The sequence below is a fragment of the Streptomyces sp. NPDC005438 genome, from assembly GCF_040606315.1.
In the GTDB taxonomy this organism is placed as follows: domain Bacteria; phylum Actinomycetota; class Actinomycetes; order Streptomycetales; family Streptomycetaceae; genus Streptomyces.
In genome coordinates this window covers 487,524-502,865 of the sequence record NZ_JBEXEP010000002.1, presented here as the reverse complement: position 1 = coordinate 502,865, position 15,342 = coordinate 487,524, and the positions used below count along the sequence as shown (strand labels likewise).

11 protein-coding genes are annotated in these 15,342 nt (G+C 71.6%); 8 read left to right on the top strand and 3 right to left on the bottom strand.

Features of this window, described 5'->3' with window-relative positions; genetic code table 11:
* Positions 1-37: 37 nt before the first annotated feature.
* The 4 genes from ABZT14_RS06985 to ABZT14_RS06970 all read left to right on the top strand — a co-directional run bounded on the left by ABZT14_RS06985 (position 38) and on the right by ABZT14_RS06970 (position 6,980).
* The gene (locus tag ABZT14_RS06985) at positions 38-748 is read left to right on the top strand and encodes a spermidine synthase (protein ID WP_356298064.1); all 711 of its coding nucleotides are present in this window, start codon (positions 38-40) and stop codon (positions 746-748) included.
* Positions 749-826: 78 nt separating this feature from the next.
* Positions 827-1,597 carry a response regulator transcription factor gene (locus ABZT14_RS06980; protein WP_356298062.1) on the top strand — a complete coding sequence of 257 codons (771 nt, stop codon included), beginning with the start codon at positions 827-829 and terminating at the stop codon, positions 1,595-1,597.
* A gap of 140 nt (positions 1,598-1,737) precedes the next feature.
* On the top strand, positions 1,738-2,808 hold the full coding sequence (locus ABZT14_RS06975) for a HAMP domain-containing sensor histidine kinase (RefSeq protein ID WP_356298557.1): 1,071 nt from the start codon (positions 1,738-1,740) through the stop codon (positions 2,806-2,808).
* 260 nt (positions 2,809-3,068) lie between these two features.
* Positions 3,069-6,980 (top strand): multifunctional oxoglutarate decarboxylase/oxoglutarate dehydrogenase thiamine pyrophosphate-binding subunit/dihydrolipoyllysine-residue succinyltransferase subunit, encoded by a 3,912-nt coding sequence (locus ABZT14_RS06970; RefSeq protein WP_356298061.1) that lies wholly within the window; start codon positions 3,069-3,071, stop codon positions 6,978-6,980.
* Between the two features lie 382 nt (positions 6,981-7,362).
* Here the strand turns inward: ABZT14_RS06970 and ABZT14_RS06965 are convergent, their stop codons facing one another.
* Together ABZT14_RS06965 and ABZT14_RS06960 are read right to left on the bottom strand one after the other, a co-directional pair.
* Positions 7,363-8,502 (bottom strand): serine hydrolase domain-containing protein, encoded by a 1,140-nt coding sequence (locus tag ABZT14_RS06965; protein ID WP_356298059.1) that lies wholly within the window; start codon positions 8,500-8,502, stop codon positions 7,363-7,365.
* Between the two features lie 188 nt (positions 8,503-8,690).
* Complete coding sequence (locus ABZT14_RS06960) at positions 8,691-9,668, bottom strand: peptidoglycan-binding protein (protein ID WP_356298057.1); 978 nt, start codon at positions 9,666-9,668, stop codon at positions 8,691-8,693.
* Positions 9,669-10,213: 545 nt separating this feature from the next.
* On the opposite strand from ABZT14_RS06960, the gene ABZT14_RS06955 reads away from it, so the two are divergent.
* The gene (locus ABZT14_RS06955; protein ID WP_356298055.1) at positions 10,214-10,969 is read left to right on the top strand and encodes an SDR family oxidoreductase; all 756 of its coding nucleotides are present in this window, start codon (positions 10,214-10,216) and stop codon (positions 10,967-10,969) included.
* Between the two features lie 20 nt (positions 10,970-10,989).
* Positions 10,990-11,874, top strand: a complete 885-nt coding sequence (locus tag ABZT14_RS06950) for a LysR substrate-binding domain-containing protein (protein WP_356298053.1) — start codon at positions 10,990-10,992, stop codon at positions 11,872-11,874.
* A 36-nt stretch (positions 11,875-11,910) separates the two neighbouring features.
* On the opposite strand, the gene ABZT14_RS06945 is transcribed toward ABZT14_RS06950, so the two are convergent.
* A complete protein-coding gene (locus tag ABZT14_RS06945) occupies positions 11,911-12,939 on the bottom strand; it encodes a carbon-nitrogen hydrolase family protein (RefSeq protein WP_356298051.1) in 1,029 nt (342 codons plus the stop codon).
* Between the two features lie 202 nt (positions 12,940-13,141).
* Between ABZT14_RS06945 and ABZT14_RS06940 the strand changes: the two genes are divergently transcribed.
* Together ABZT14_RS06940 and ABZT14_RS06935 are read left to right on the top strand one after the other, a co-directional pair.
* Positions 13,142-13,324 (top strand): DUF6104 family protein, encoded by a 183-nt coding sequence (locus tag ABZT14_RS06940; RefSeq protein WP_356298049.1) that lies wholly within the window; start codon positions 13,142-13,144, stop codon positions 13,322-13,324.
* Between the two features lie 1,058 nt (positions 13,325-14,382).
* Positions 14,383-15,342, top strand: a complete 960-nt coding sequence (locus tag ABZT14_RS06935; RefSeq protein ID WP_356298048.1) for a DUF4097 family beta strand repeat-containing protein — start codon at positions 14,383-14,385, stop codon at positions 15,340-15,342.

The window sequence follows — 15,342 nt, the reverse complement described above, 5'->3', positions numbered from 1 at the left end:
CGCGCCGCCGCCCGTGTGATCCGCGAGGATGGGACACATGACCGTTTCCCACCCGGACCCAACCCCCGCACAACCCCAGGTCGTCGACCGGCGGACCGGCGTCGACGGCGAGGTCGTCCTACGCCGTCACGGAACGCTCTGGCAGATCATCGCCAACGGCACCTTCCTGATGGACACCTCCAATGGAGAATCCGAACGACTCCTGATCAGCGCCACCCTGGACCGGCTGCGCGCCCACGCGCCCCACCCCACCCCAGTCCGCCCCGCACTGCTGATCGGCGGACTGGGCGTCGGCTTCTCCCTGGCCGAGGCCTGCGCCCACCCCGACTGGTCCCGGATCGAGGTGGTCGAACGGGAGGAAGCGGTCATCGACTGGCACCGGGACGGCCCCCTGGGGGCGTTCACCGCCCGGGCCCTGGCCGACCCCCGTACCGAGCTGGTCCACGCCGACCTGCTGGAACACCTGCGCACCACCGACCGCCGCTACGACGCGCTGTGCCTGGACATCGACAACGGGCCGGACTGGACGGTAAGTCAGGACAACGACACCCTCTACTCCCCCACCGGGCTGGCCGACTGCGCTCGCTGCCTCAACCCCGGCGGAACCCTGGCGGTGTGGTCGGCCCAGCCGTCACCGAAATTCGACGAGGCGCTACGAGACAACGGTTTCGTACGGGTTGGCCCCGAAGAGGTGCCAGTCGCCCGAGGCGTCCCCGATGTCATCCACTTCGCGGCCAAACCGGCATAGCCGCACCCCTCGCGCTCCCTTTACGCTGCTGGCTGCACACCCACTACCAACCCACGGTGAACCACAGGGCGGGGCCGAATGGACCATAACCACACCTCTCAGACACCAGGCGCCCAGGGCACCCCCACGACCGCGCCCGGCGCGCAGCGCCGCGTACTGGTCGTGGAGGACGACCCCACCATCGTGGACGCGGTCGCCATGCGGCTGCGGGCCGAGGGCTTCCAGGTGCAGACGGCCGCGGACGGCCCCGCCGCCGTGGACACCGCCGAGGCCTGGCAGCCCGACCTGCTGATCCTCGATGTGATGCTGCCCGGCTTCGACGGACTGGAGGTCTGCCGCCGCGTACAGTCCCAACGCCCGGTACCGGTGCTGATGCTGACCGCACGCGACGACGAGACCGACATGCTGGTCGGCCTCGGGGTCGGCGCCGACGACTACATGACCAAACCCTTCTCCATGCGGGAGCTGGCCGCCCGGGTGCACGTGCTGCTGCGTCGGGTGGAACGCGCCACCCTGGCCGCCCACACCCCCCGCACCGGCATCCTGCGGCTGGGCGAGCTGGAGATCGACCACGCCCAGCGCCGGGTACGGGTCACCGGTGAGGACGTCCACCTCACCCCCACCGAGTTCGACCTGCTGGTGTGCCTGGCCCACTCGCCCCGCGCCGTCCTCTCCCGCGAGCAGCTGCTGGCCGAGGTCTGGGACTGGGCGGACGCCTCCGGCACCCGCACCGTCGACAGCCACATCAAGGCGCTGCGCCGGAAGATCGGGGCCGACCGCATCCGTACCGTCCACGGCGTGGGCTACGCCCTGGAGACACCGACCGCGGCTGCGGCCGAGGGCGCCTGAGTACGGGCGCGGGAAGAGGGAGACCAGCGGTGAAGTCCCCCGCCCCCGGCCTCCGGGCGCAGCAGGCCCGCACGGTGCTGTGCCGGATCGCCGCCCTCACCCGTCGGGGGTGGGACCGCCTGCGGGAGAGCTGGGAACGCATGTGGGACGTGATCTGGGAGGCGCTGCGCCCCCTGGATCCGTACCGCTCGGTGAAGGCCGCCCTGGGCGGGCTGGTGATCCTGTCCGTGGTGATCACCACCTTCCTGGTGGTGCTCGCCGTGCACTCGGCCACCGAACTGCGGGTGATCACCCTGTTCTCGGTGATCGCCTCGCTGTTGATCACCCAGTTCGTGGCGCACTCCCTCACCGGGCCGCTGAACGAGATGGCCTCGGCGGCCCGGGCCATGGCCCGGGGCGACTACAGCCGGCGGGTACGCAGTGAGCGCCGGGACGAGTTCGGGGAACTGGCCGAGACCTTCAACCGGATGGCCGCCGACCTGGAGGCGGTGGACAAGCACCGCAAGGAGCTGGTGGCCAACGTCTCCCACGAGCTGCGCACCCCCATCGCGGCGCTGCGGGCCGTGCTGGAGAACGTGGTCGACGGGGTGGCCCAGCCCGACCCAGAGACCCTGGGCACCGCCCTGAAGCAGACCGAGCGGCTGGGCGGGCTGGTGGACCAGCTGCTGGACCTGTCCCGGCTGGACAACGGCGTGGTGCCCCTGCACGCGCGGCAGTTCGAGGTGTGGCCGTACCTGGCGGGAGTGCTCAAGGAGGCCAACATGGCCAAGGGCCAGGGCCACTCCCGCAACGACGTCCACCTCCATCTGGACGTCTCCCCACCGGAGTTGCGGGCCTACGCCGACGCCGAGCGGCTGCACCAGGTGGTGACCAACCTCATCGACAACGCGGTCAAGCACAGCCCCCGGCACGGGCGGGTCACGGTCAAGGCCCGGCCCGGCGAGGGTCGGGAGGCGCTGGAGCTGGAGGTACTGGACGAGGGGCCGGGCATTCCCGCCGCACAACGGCACCGGGTCTTCGAACGGTTCTCCCGGGCGGGCGACAGCGCGGCGGCCAGCGGCCAGGGCGACGGGGGCACCGGGCTGGGCCTGGCCATCGCCCGCTGGGCCGTGGACCTGCACGGAGGACGGATCCGGGTGGCGGAGTCGCCCCGGGGCTGCCGGATCCAGGTCACGCTTCCGGGACTCGGCCGGGAGCCCGGGTTGACGTAAGGTCGACAAAGCCCGGACGAGATCAAGTGGGAGCCCACGGGCTACGTCCAGGTCGCCGCGTGGACGCGTCTACGGGGTGGATGGTTCCGGCGTGGAGGCAAAACCTCGTGTTTTCCCGCCACTTCACCGGCCGAAACCAGACCCCGGATGTGACTTACGCGACGAGTGACCGTCCTGGACTGCGAAGTGCGGTCTGGGAGGCGTAGCCTTTGTTCCCGCTGTCCACCACCTTTAGGAAGCGGAAGAGGGCGGTTGCCGCCGTGTCGCCACAGTCCCCGAACACCTCTCGTGTCCCGACCGACCAAGACGGCCAGGGGAAGAACCCCGCCGCCGCGTTCGGAGCCAACGAGTGGCTCGTCGACGAGATCTACCAGCAGTACCTCCAGGATCCTCACTCTGTGGACCGAGCCTGGTGGGACTTCTTCGCCGACTACAAGCCCGGAGAGTCGAGCACCGCCTCGGCCCCGGACGCCCCGCCGCGTGCGCGCGCCGGCGAGGACGCCTCGACGAAGGCGCCCGCCGGCTCCCCGGACGCCAAGCCCCAGGCGCAGGCCGCCGACAGCGCTCCTAGCACTCCCAGTGCTCCCAGCGCCAAGGCGCCCGCGCAGCCGGCCCAGACGAAGGCCGCTCCGGCCGCCCCCCAGGGGGCTCCCCAGCCCGCCGCGCAGTCCGCGGCCCAGCCCGCGGCGAAGCCGGCAGCGCAAGCGAAGCCCGCAGCGAAGCCGGCCGCCAAGGCCGCGCCCACCGCGCGGACCCCGGCACAGGTCGAGCCCTCGGCCAAGACCGAGGACGGGGACGAGCCGGTCACCGAGTACACGCAGCTGCGTGGACCCTCGGCGGCCGTGGCGAAGAACATGAACGCCTCCCTGGAGCTGCCCACCGCCACCTCGGTGCGGGCGATCCCGGTGAAGCTGTTGATCGACAACCGCATCGTCATCAACAACCACCTGAAGCGGGCCCGTGGCGGCAAGGTGTCCTTCACCCACCTCATCGGCTACGCCATGGTGCAGGCGATGAAGGCGATGCCCTCGATGAACTACTCGTTCACCGAGAAGGAGGGCAAGCCCACCCTGGTCAAGCCGGCCCACGTCAACCTGGGCCTGGCCATCGACCTGGTGAAGCCGGGTGGTGAACGCCAACTGGTGGTCGCCGCGATCAAGAGGGCGGAGACCCTCTCCTTCTTCGAGTTCTGGCAGGCCTACGAGGACATCGTCCGCCGGGCCCGCGAGAACAAGCTGACCATGGACGACTTCTCCGGGGTCACCTGCTCGCTGACCAACCCCGGCGGTATCGGCACCGTCCACTCGGTGCCGAGGCTGATGCCCGGCCAGGGGCTGATCCTGGGCGTGGGTGCCATGGAGTACCCGGCCGAGTTCCAGGGCACCTCGCAGGACGCGCTCAACAAGATGGGCGTCTCCAAGGTGATGACGCTCACCAGCACCTACGACCACCGGGTCATCCAGGGTGCCGCCTCCGGCGAGTTCCTGCGCATCATGAACCAGCTGCTGCTGGGCGAGAACGACTTCTACGACGAGATCTTCAAGGCCCTGCGCATCCCGTACGAGCCGGTGCGCTGGATGAAGGACATCGACGTCAGCCATGACGAGGACGTCACCAAGGCGGCGCGGGTCTTCGACCTGATCCACTCCTACCGGGTGCGCGGCCACATCATGGCCGACACCGACCCGCTGGAGTACAAGCAGCGCAAGCACCCCGACCTGGACATCACCGAGCACGGACTCACCCTGTGGGACCTGGAGCGGGAGTTCGCGGTCGGCGGCTTCTCCAACAAGTCGATGATGAAGCTGCGCGAGATCCTGGGCGTGCTGCGGGACTCGTACTGCCGGACCACCGGCATCGAGTACATGCACATCCAGAATCCCAAGGAACGCAAGTGGATTCAGGACCGGGTGGAGCGCAGCCACTCCTCCCCGGAGCGGGACGAGCAGTTGCGTATCCTGCGCCGGCTCAACGCGGCCGAGGCCTTCGAGACCTTCCTGCAGACCAAGTACGTGGGGCAGAAGCGCTTCTCGCTGGAGGGCGGGGAGTCGGTCATCCCCATGCTGGACGCGGTGTTGGACGCGGCGGCCGAGTCCCGGCTGGACGAGTGCGTGATCGGCATGGCCCACCGGGGCCGGCTGAACGTGCTGGCCAACATCGTCGGCAAGTCCTACGCCCAGATCTTCCGGGAGTTCGAGGGCAACCTCGACCCGAAGTCGATGCACGGCTCCGGTGACGTGAAGTACCACCTGGGCGCCGAGGGCATCTTCACCGGCCTGGACGGCGAGCAGATCAAGGTCTCCCTGACCGCCAACCCCTCCCACCTGGAGGCGGTCGACCCGATCGTCGAGGGTGTGGCCCGCGCCAAGCAGGACATCATCGGCAAGGGCGGCACCGACTTCACCGTGCTGCCGATCGTGCTGCACGGGGACGCCGCCTTCGCCGGCCAGGGCGTGGTCGCCGAGACCCTCAACATGTCGCAGCTGCGCGGTTACCGCACCGGTGGCAGCGTGCACATCGTCATCAACAACCAGGTCGGCTTCACCGCCGCCCCGGAGTCGGCACGCTCCTCGATGTACTCCACCGACGTGGCGCGGATGATCGAGGCCCCGATCTTCCACGTGAACGGCGACGACCCGGAGGCCGTGGTGCGCGCCGCGCGGCTGGCCTTCGAGTACCGGCAGGCGTTCAACAAGGACGTGGTCATCGACCTGATCTGCTACCGCCGTCGGGGTCACAACGAGACCGACAACCCGCACTTCACCCAGCCGTTGATGTACGACCTGGTCGACAAGAAGCGCTCGGTGCGCAAGCTCTACACCGAGTCGCTGATCGGCCGGGGCGACATCACCCTGGAGGAGGCCGAGCAGGCGCTCCAGGACTTCCAGGGACAGCTGGAGAAGGTGTTCACCGAGGTGCGCGACGCCGCCTCCGCGCCGGCTCCGGCCGAAGTGCCGCCCCCGCAGGCGGAGTTCCCGGTCCACGTGGACACCGGGGTCACCCAGGAGGTCGTCAAGCGGATCGCCGAGTCCCAGGTCAACATCCCCGACCACATCACCGTCCACCCCCGGCTGATGCCGCAGTTGCAGCGGCGGGCGGCGATGATCGAGGACGGCACCATCGACTGGGGCATGGGCGAGACCCTGGCCATCGGTTCGCTGCTGATGGAGGGCACCCCGGTCCGGCTGGCCGGCCAGGACTCCCGTCGCGGCACCTTCGGCCAGCGGCACGCGGTGCTGCTGGACCAGGCCACCGGGGACGACTACACCCCGCTGCTGTACCTGTCGGAGGACCAGGCCCGGTACAACGTCTACGACTCCCTGCTGTCGGAGTACGCGGCGATGGGCTTCGAGTACGGCTACTCCCTGGCCCGCCCCGAGGCGCTGGTGATGTGGGAGGCGCAGTTCGGCGACTTCGTCAACGGCGCGCAGACGGTGGTGGACGAGTTCATCTCCTCCGCCGAGCAGAAGTGGAACCAGACCTCCGGGGTCACCCTGCTGCTGCCGCACGGCTACGAGGGCCAGGGCCCGGACCACTCCTCGGCCCGCATCGAGCGGTTCCTCCAGCTGTGCGCCCAGAACAGCATGACCGTCGCGGCGCCCTCGCTGCCGTCGAACTACTTCCACCTGTTGCGGTGGCAGGTGCACAACCCGCACCACAAGCCGCTGGTGGTCTTCACCCCGAAGTCGATGCTGCGGCTCAAGGCGGCGGCCTCCAAGGCGGAGGAGTTCACCCACGGCGGCTTCCGCCCGGTCATCGGGGACGACTCGGTGGACCCGGCGGAGGTGCGCAAGGTGGTGTTCTGCTCCGGCAAGGTCTACTACGACCTGGACGCCGAGCGCACCAAGCGCGGGCTGAAGGACACCGCCATCATCCGGCTGGAGCGGCTGTACCCGCTGCCCAGCTCGGAGATCCAGGCGGAGATGGCCAAGTACCACGGGGCCGAGAAGTTCCTGTGGGCCCAGGAGGAGCCCGCGAACCAGGGCGCCTGGCCGTTCATCGCGCTGAACCTGGTGGACCACCTGGACCTGATCATCGGGTCCGACCCGGTGCCGAACGCGGACCGGCTGCGGCGGGTCTCCCGGCCGTCCTCCTCGTCCCCGGCGGTGGGTTCGGCCAAGCGGCACCAGCAGGAGCAGCAGCGGCTGATCGCCGAGGTCTTCGACCTCTGACCGGTGGGTCGCGGCCGTGCGCCGTGACCGACCGGCCTGCCTGTGGCCCCGCCGTTACGGTGGGGCCACAGGCCTGTGCGAGCCCGGTCGACGTGGCCGACCGCCCGCCCACCGACGCCGTGGGGTGCCGCCCGACCGGAGTACGAGAGGGTCGGGCGGCACCCTGCCTGGAGCCCGCCCGAGGGACGGGTGACCATTCCCCGGCCGCGCCGTGGCGCGTCGCCGGGACCTCCCTGGGGCGTACGGGCGAGGGGGCGATGTTCCCCACTGACACCGGGTGCTGACAACGCCCTCTCGGCAAGACCGAAGGCCTGGACGGCCTTCTCCGTACGACGTCCGGCGCAACCGGAACGACGCCGAACTCCTTGTGTACGGCGGGAGTTCAGCCCAGACAGCGGCGTACGGCGGCCATCAGCCGCTCCTCCCGGGTGTCCTGGGCGCCGCCCAGCCGGCTGGTGACGAAGGCGTACCCCACCCGGTGCTCCACGTCACCGAAGGCGTGGGTGCCCCCGGTGCCGTCGTGCCCGAAGCTGCCGGAGCCCAGGGTGTGCCAGAAGGGCCCGTCCAGGTGGAAGCCACTGCCCCAGACCGCCCCCAGGTCCATCCCGTCCGGCCAGCTGCCGCCCCGGGACAGGGGGCGCAGCGCGTCCTGGAGCGTGGCCGCGCCCAGCAACGGGGGCCGGCCGTCGATTCCGGTGACGGTGGCCGCGTAGAGGCCGGCCAGCGAACGGGCCGTGCCCACCCCGGCGGTGGCCGGCAGTTCGGCGCCCAGCAGGGCGGGGGCGTTCCAGCCGTGCGGGCTGTCCAGGCCGGGGAACTCGATGGCGCCGTTCACCGTGAGGATGCGGTACAGCACGTGCTCGGGGGGCGGGGTCGGCATCGGGTGGTCGGGCCCCTCCTGGCGAGCGACCCGACCCCGCTCCGGTTCCGGTACGCCCAGGTGGAGGTCCAGACCCAGCGGCTCGGCGAGGTCCTGACGCAGGTGGGCGCCCACGGAGTATCCGGTGACCCGTCGGATGACCTCGCCGAGGATCCAGCCGAAGGTGAACCCGTGGTAGGCGTAGGCGGTGCCGGGTTCCCACCGGGGCTTCTGCCCCTGGAGCACGGTGACCGGGGGCTGCCAGCGCATCAGTTCCGCGAAACCCAACTCCCCCTCCAGCAGGGGCAGTCCGGCCCGGTGGCCGAGGACGTGCCGAAGGGTGATCCGCTCCTTGCCGGCCTGGCCGAACTCGGGCCAGTAGCGGGCCACCGGGGCGTCGAGGTCCAGCAGCCCGCGTTCGGCCAGCCGTAGCACCAGCACGGTGGTGACGCCCTTGGTGGCCGACCACAGCAGGGACATGGTGTCCCGTTCCCAGGGGGTCGCGGGTTCGGTGCGGGCGGTGCCGCCCCACAGGTCCACCACCAGCCGCCCGTCCCGGTACAGCGCGAGCGCGGCGCCGCCCCGTCGGTCCTCGGGCAGTACCGAGGCAAAGGCCTCCGCCACCGGTCCGTAGCCCTCGTCCGCCGTCCCCCGCACGCTCATGGCCCTCGCCTCTCCTCGTTCGGTGCCGCTCCGTCGACGGCGACGGTCCAGCCGATCACGACGGGGGGCGCGAGGGCGAGGGGTTTTCCGGCGGGCGTGGCCGGGGCCGGCCTCCCCCGCGACGGGAGGCCGGCCCCGGGGGTCCGGTAGGTGAGCCACGGGAGGGCTGACCTACCGGACCGGGCTGGTCAGCCGACCAGTGCGGTCCAGGTCTTCGGACCCAGTTCGCCGTCCACCGCCAGTCGGTTGGCGGACTGGAAGTTCCGTACCGCCTTGTCGGTGACCGAACCGAAGTCGCCGTCCAGTTCGAGGCCGGCGCTGCGCTTGTTGAGGGCCACCTGGGCGCTCTTCACATGGTTACCGTTGGCGCCCTTCTTGAGCGTGTAGACCAGCTTGGGCCAGGTCTTGGGGCCGACCTGTCCGTCGTCCACCAGGCCCTGGTCCTTCTGGAACGCCTTGGTGGCGGCCACCGACTTGGAGGCGTAGTCACCGTCCACCACCAGGGAGTTGCCCCGCTGGTTGAGCAGGTACTGGATGGCCTTGACGGTCTCGCCCGAGGCGCCGGGGTCGATGGACGACCAGCCGCCGGAGAGGTCCACTCCCCGGGCGGCGAGGAAGGTCACCGGGTTCTGGGTGGTGCCCAGGCCCCCGACGTGGGTCTCGAAGTGCAGGTGCGGGCCGGTGACGTTGCCGGTCGCGCCCATGTCGGCGATCCGCTGGCCGGCCTTGACCTTGGCGCCCTTGGCCACGTGGAAGGCGTTCAGGTGGCCGTAGTAGGTGTAGGTGCCGCCACCGTGGTCGATGACGATGCCGTTGCCGGTGCGCCCGCTCAGTACGTTGGTGCCCCGCCGGATCACTGTGCCCGCCCCGGCGGCGTAGACGGCGGTACCGATCGGGTTGGACACGTCCTGGCCGGCGTGGGAGGCGCCACCGCGCGGCGCCCCGTAGTGGCCGCCCTCGGGGAACCGGCCCTGCGCGGGGGTGCACCAGGCACCGTTTCCGGCCAGTGCCTCGACCGTGGCCTGGGCCTGGCTGTCCCGCAGCGCGGGCAGCCCGACCACGGCGGCGCCCACTCCGGCGCCGGCCCCGATCAGCAGCCCACGACGGGAGACGCCCTTCCTCCCCGTGCCCTGTCTTCGGACGCCTTCCTGGTCCTCTTTCCGCATGTACCCTCCTTGGTCGTCGGGCCGCCCGTGGTGCGAGCGGCCGGGTGGGTGGGCGGACCGTCGGCCCGGACACGGGACGCTGAGCGCGCCCCTCCGCGAGGTCCCCCGTCGGCTCCCCCGGGTCACGTGGTGGCGTGACCCCTCCGTCGCTCCGCACGTCCGGGCACCGCGCGCCCGGCGTCGCGAAGGCGAGCCGGGGGTCTCCTCCCCCTCGGGGCGATCCCGCATACCGTCCTTCGGGTTTCCCGAGCATCCATGTCCGGCAGCCGTGGAGCCCGGGTGGTCAACCCGCCCGGGCCGGGGGCGCACTGGTCGGGTCGGCTCTCGCGCACTGTCCGGCCAGACCCGTACGAGTGGCGTACGTCGCCTCCTCGTACGCCTGTGACCTGCGGGGATCAACTCCCTGGATGGGCACACCCGATCTTCGTGTTTCCCCCGCCCGCCCGGCGGCTCCTAGCGTCGAAGGTGAGCGACGCGAGCGGGCTCAGGTAACCCGACGAAGCTCGCGTACCCGACGAAGAACCCGACGGAAGAGGAGCCTCACCATGGGTGACAGCACACTGGAGGGCACCACCGCGCTGGTGGCCGGAGGCGCCAAGAACCTGGGCGCCCTGATCAGCACGACCCTGGCGGAGGCCGGGGCGAACGTGGTGGTGCACTACCACGGCGAGGGCACGGCGCCGGACGCGGAGAAGACCGCCGACGCGGTCCGTGGCACCGGCCGGCAGGTGGCGTTGGTCCGCGAGGACCTGACCGAGGTGGCGGGGGTGCGCCGGCTGTTCGACCAGGCCTCGGACGCCTTCGGCGGGGTGGACGTGGCGGTGAACACCACGGGCATGGTGCTGCGCAAGCCCATCCTGGAGACCACCGAGGAGGAGTACGACCGGATGTTCGCGATCAACGCGAAGGCCGCGTACTTCTTCCTCCAGGAGGCCGGCGCCCGGCTCAACGACGGCGGCCGGATCATCAACCTGGTGACCTCGCTGCTGGCCGCCTTCACCGACGGCTACTCCACCTACGCCGGCGCCAAGGCCCCGCTGGAGCACTTCACCAGGGCGGCGGCCAAGGAGTTCGCCGACCGTGGCATCTCGGTCAACAACGTGGCCCCCGGCCCCATGGACACCCCGTTCTTCTACCCGCAGGAAACCCCGGAACGGGTGGAGTTCCACAAGTCGCAGGCGCTGGGCAACCGGCTCACACTGGTGGAGGACATCGCGCCCCTGGTGCGGTTCCTGGCCACCGAGGGCGGCTGGATCACCGGACAGACCCTGTTCGCCAACGGCGGCTACACCACCCGCTGACACCCCGCCGAGGACGCCACGTGACCCTGGACCTGCGGAAACTGGAGCATCTGGTCGCGGTGGCCGAGGAGGGCGGGTTCACCCGGGCCGCCGGCCGCCTCCACATGAGCCAGCAGGCCCTCAGCACCTCCGTCCGCACCCTCGAACGCCAGGTCGGGGTACGGCTGTTGGAGCGCGGGCACCAGCGGGTCGTCCCCACCCCGGCCGGCCGGGCCCTCGTCGAGGACGCCCGGGCCCTGTCCACCCAGGCGCGGGCCGCGCTGGACCGGGCCCGGAGGGTCGGCCGGGACGAACGGGAACTGCTGCGCATCGGCCACACCCCGGCCGTCACCGCCGAGGAGGTGGTCGGACTGCTGACCGGGGCCCGGGTCGAGGACCACGGGGTCCACACCCAGGTACGGCAGTTCTTCCCGGACGAGCTGCGGGAACGGCTGCGCCGGGGCGAGCTGGACGTCGGCCTCAGCCGGGCCATGTCCGTGGACCCGGGGCTGGCCCGGGCCCAGGTGGCCAGCCACCGGCTGCGGCTGGCCGTACCATCCGGCCACCGGCTCGCCGACCGGGACCAGGTCACCCTCGCCGACCTGAGGGGGGAGCGGGTGATGGTGTGGGGGCACCCCGGTACCTCCGGCTACACCGACCTGCTGCTGGGCCTGTGCCGCCAGGCCGGGGTCGAACCCCGGGTGGAGCGCAACCCGGTGCAGGGCACCCCGCCCCTCACCGCCGTGGTCGGGGGCCAGCACGTCGCCTTCGTCACCGATCCGGCCGGCGAGGCCCTGGGCGGGCGGGTACGGGTGCTGGACCTGGAGCCGACCGTGCTGGTCCCGGTCCTGGCCCTGTGGCCCTCCCGCCTCCCCTCCCCCGGCCGGGACCTGTTCCTGGCCCACACCGCCCCTGAGCGGGAGTGATCCGGCCCCGCTCCGATACCCCCGGGGCACCCGAGGTCACCCGGGTGACGGTTCGGGGGGCGCGGTCCTGACCGTACGGCGGGCGGACTCGTCCACCTGGAGGGTGAACACGTCGGGGCGGGAGTAGTGGCCGGTGGGGTCGAAGTCGAAGCGGGAACGGGCGAGTTCGTCCAGGTCGAGGGTGGCGGTCAGGATGCCCTCACCGTCCCGCAGGGGGCCGGCCAGCACCTCCCCGAGCGGGGACACGATGACCGAGCCGCCACCGATCAGCACCGTGTCGGGCGCGTCGCCCTGGACCGGGACCACCTCGGGCGGCAGGGCGTCGCGGCGGAGGTGGGGGCAGGCACTGAGGACGAAACAGCGGCCCTCCAGGGCGATGTGGCGCATGGTGGCCTGCCAACCGTCACGGTCGTCCACGGTGGGGGCGCACCACAGGTCAACTCCCTTGGCGTACATGGCTGTTCGGAACAGCGGCATGTAGTTCTCCCAGCAGATGGCCGCGCCCAGGCGCGCGCTGCCGGTGTCGAACACGGGAAGGGTGGAACCGTCGCCCTGACCCCACAGATAGCGTTCGGCGGCGGTGGGCATCAGCTTCCGGTGCAGGCCCAGGTATCCCTGGGGGCCGAAGTAGAGGGCGACGCAGTAGAGGGTGGCGCCCTGGCGTTCGATGGCGCCGACCACGCTGTGGCACCCCAGCTCCCGGGTGACGGCGGCCACCGCCTCCACCTCCGGGCCGGGCACCTCGACGGCCGAGGCGTGGTAGCGGCGGAACAGTTCGCGGCCGGCCGGCGTACGACTGCCCACGGTGACACCGAAGTCGATCCCCTTGGGGTAGCCGCCGAGGAAGGCCTCCGGGAACACCACCAGCCGGGCACCCCGCTCCACCGCCTCCCGGGTCAGTTCCTCAACCCGGGCCACCCCGGTCGCGGTGTCGAACAACGGGGCCGCCGCCTGCACCACGGCGACGGTCATCGTGGTGCCGGTCGGCGGGCTGGCCGGGTGGCCGGCCGTGTGACGGGGCGCGGTGCGGGTCGGGGAGCCGCTCGGGGCGTCCGGGGAGGTCATGGCGTCAGGCTAGGAACGCCCCGACCGTCCGGCAACCGCCGTCTCACGGTGGGCCGGTCACCTCCCGGCCCGACCGGCGGGGTACGAGGTCACCGGCCGCGCACGGCACCCGGGGACGAGGGTGACCGGGGTGCGCGCCCGGCCCCCTGGCCCGCCTAAGCTGAACGGGACCAGATCAGTCCGGGCACCACGGGAGCACGCCTTGTACTTCACCGATCGCGGCATCGAGGAGCTGGCCGAGCGGCGCGGGGAAGAGGAGGTCAGCTTCGACTGGCTGGCCGAGCAACTGCGGATCTTCGTGGACCTCAACCCCGACTTCGAGGTCCCCGTGGAGCGGCTGGCGACCTGGCTGGCCCGGCTGGACGACGACGAGGACGAGGACTGACCGGGCACTGACCGGGGGCACCTCCCCGTCCCCGTACGGCCGCCGCACGGGTACGGTCCGCCGGCCCGGTGACCGTGCCGTACCGACGTCCGCACCGGTCCCGTTCACCCCCTCGTCACCCGCCAACCGGAGTGGGAGCCGTACCGGCCTGGGGCCGGTACGGCTGGCTGAGCGGAGCTGACCGGCCCCCTCGCGGACCATGCCCGACGCCCGCCACGCGTCCACCCGTTGAGGCCCAGGCCCTGCCCATCCGCCCCACCGGGTCTCACCGTCGGGAGGACGGCCGCCCACCCGAACACCCCACCAAGGTCACCGACCACGCGGAGCTGACCGGCCCCACACCCCTCGCGGACCACAAGCCAGCGCCACCACACGGGCCCAACACCCGCCACCCACCTGCCCGTTGAAGCCCGCCCACCCGAAGACCCCGCCAAGGTCACCGACCACGCGGAGCTGACCGGCCCCACACCCCTCGCGGACCACAGACCAGCGCCACCACACGGGCCCAACACCCGCCCGCCACCTGCCCGTTGAGCCCCGTCCATCCGCCCCTGCCACGGAGCCCGTCCGGTGGCGGTCGGGGGCGTCCTCGGGGTGTCCGCGCCCGCTGGAGCCAGCGCGCCCTCGGGGCAGGAGTCGCCCACTGCCCACGGCTCCGCGAGCGTCCCCCCTGACCGCAGCTCGGTTGGCAGCCGCCCGAGACGGCCGGGCCCTGTGCGACCGCGCGTCGTGGCCGCCCGGGCCACCCGTGCCCTCCCCGCCGTCGGGAACCTCGCGCCTCGACGCCGCGCCCATGTCTGGACGTGGCCGGCCAGGGGCCGCCCGCCTCTCCGGCTGGCGTCGTCCGGCGTGCGGCGTGCGGCACCGGGCCGGACCGGGCGCCGGGTCCCGGAGCACCGAGGCGGGGTCCGCTGGTCGGGGTCCCGCGTACGGCCACTCGGCAGCCGTACACCTCCGGGCTCGGAGACCGGGTCCGCTTGACAGACACCGTACGCGATATATCGTCTTTCAACAGAGACGCGATATGTCGTTGAGCGTCAGCCGTCGGGGAGGTCACCGTGTCCACACGCAGTCAGACCGAGTGGGAGCTGTCCGCTCCACAGACCATCGAACTCACCGACCCCGTAACGGAGTTGGACATCCGCCTGGTCGGCGGAACCGTCAGTGTCGTGGGCACCGACGACGACACCGCCCGGATCGAGGTGACCCGGATCAACGGGCCGGAGGTGGTGCTGCGCCAGGAGGACGGAGTGGTTCGCCTCGGGTACCGCGAACTGTTCGAGCACGACCTCATCGCCCGGCTCCGTCACCACCTGCTCGGCTGGATGGACCGCGAGTGGGACGCCTGGGGCCACCTCGTCGAGGTCACCCTGGCCGTACCGGCGGCCACCCCCACCCGGCTCAGCGTGGTGCACGCCGACGCCGTGGTCTCCCGACTCACCGGCACCACCAGGGTGCGCGGCGTCACCGGTGGCCTGACCCTGACCGGCACCGAGGGCGCGGTACGGGTGGACACCGTCAACGGCGACATCGAGGTACGCGGGGGCCGGGGAAGCCTGGCCGTCCGTACCGTCTCCGGCCGGCTCACCGCGATGGAGATCGGCTCCCTGGCCCTCGACACCGAGTCGGTCACCGGCGACACCCTGGTCGACGTGACGGAGGGCGGGGCCGGGCTCACCCTCAAGAGCGTCTCGGGGGAGATCGTGATCCGCCTCCCCCGGGAGAGCGACACGGCGGTGGAGGCCAACACCACCAGCGGCAAGCTGGCGCACACCTTCGACGAGCTACGGGTGAGTGGAGGCTGCGGCACCAGGCAACTGACCGGGGAGCTGGGCTCGGGCGGTCGACGCCTGCGAGCCACCACCGTCTCCGGCTCCATCTCCCTGCTCGGCCGTCCCGACGACAGCGCCGAAGAGAGCGCCGACGAGGGCGCGGACGCCGACACCGGTTCCGACATCGGTTCCGACACCGACTCAGAATCGCCCTCGACCGGGCCCTCGCTGGACAAGGAAGTGTGA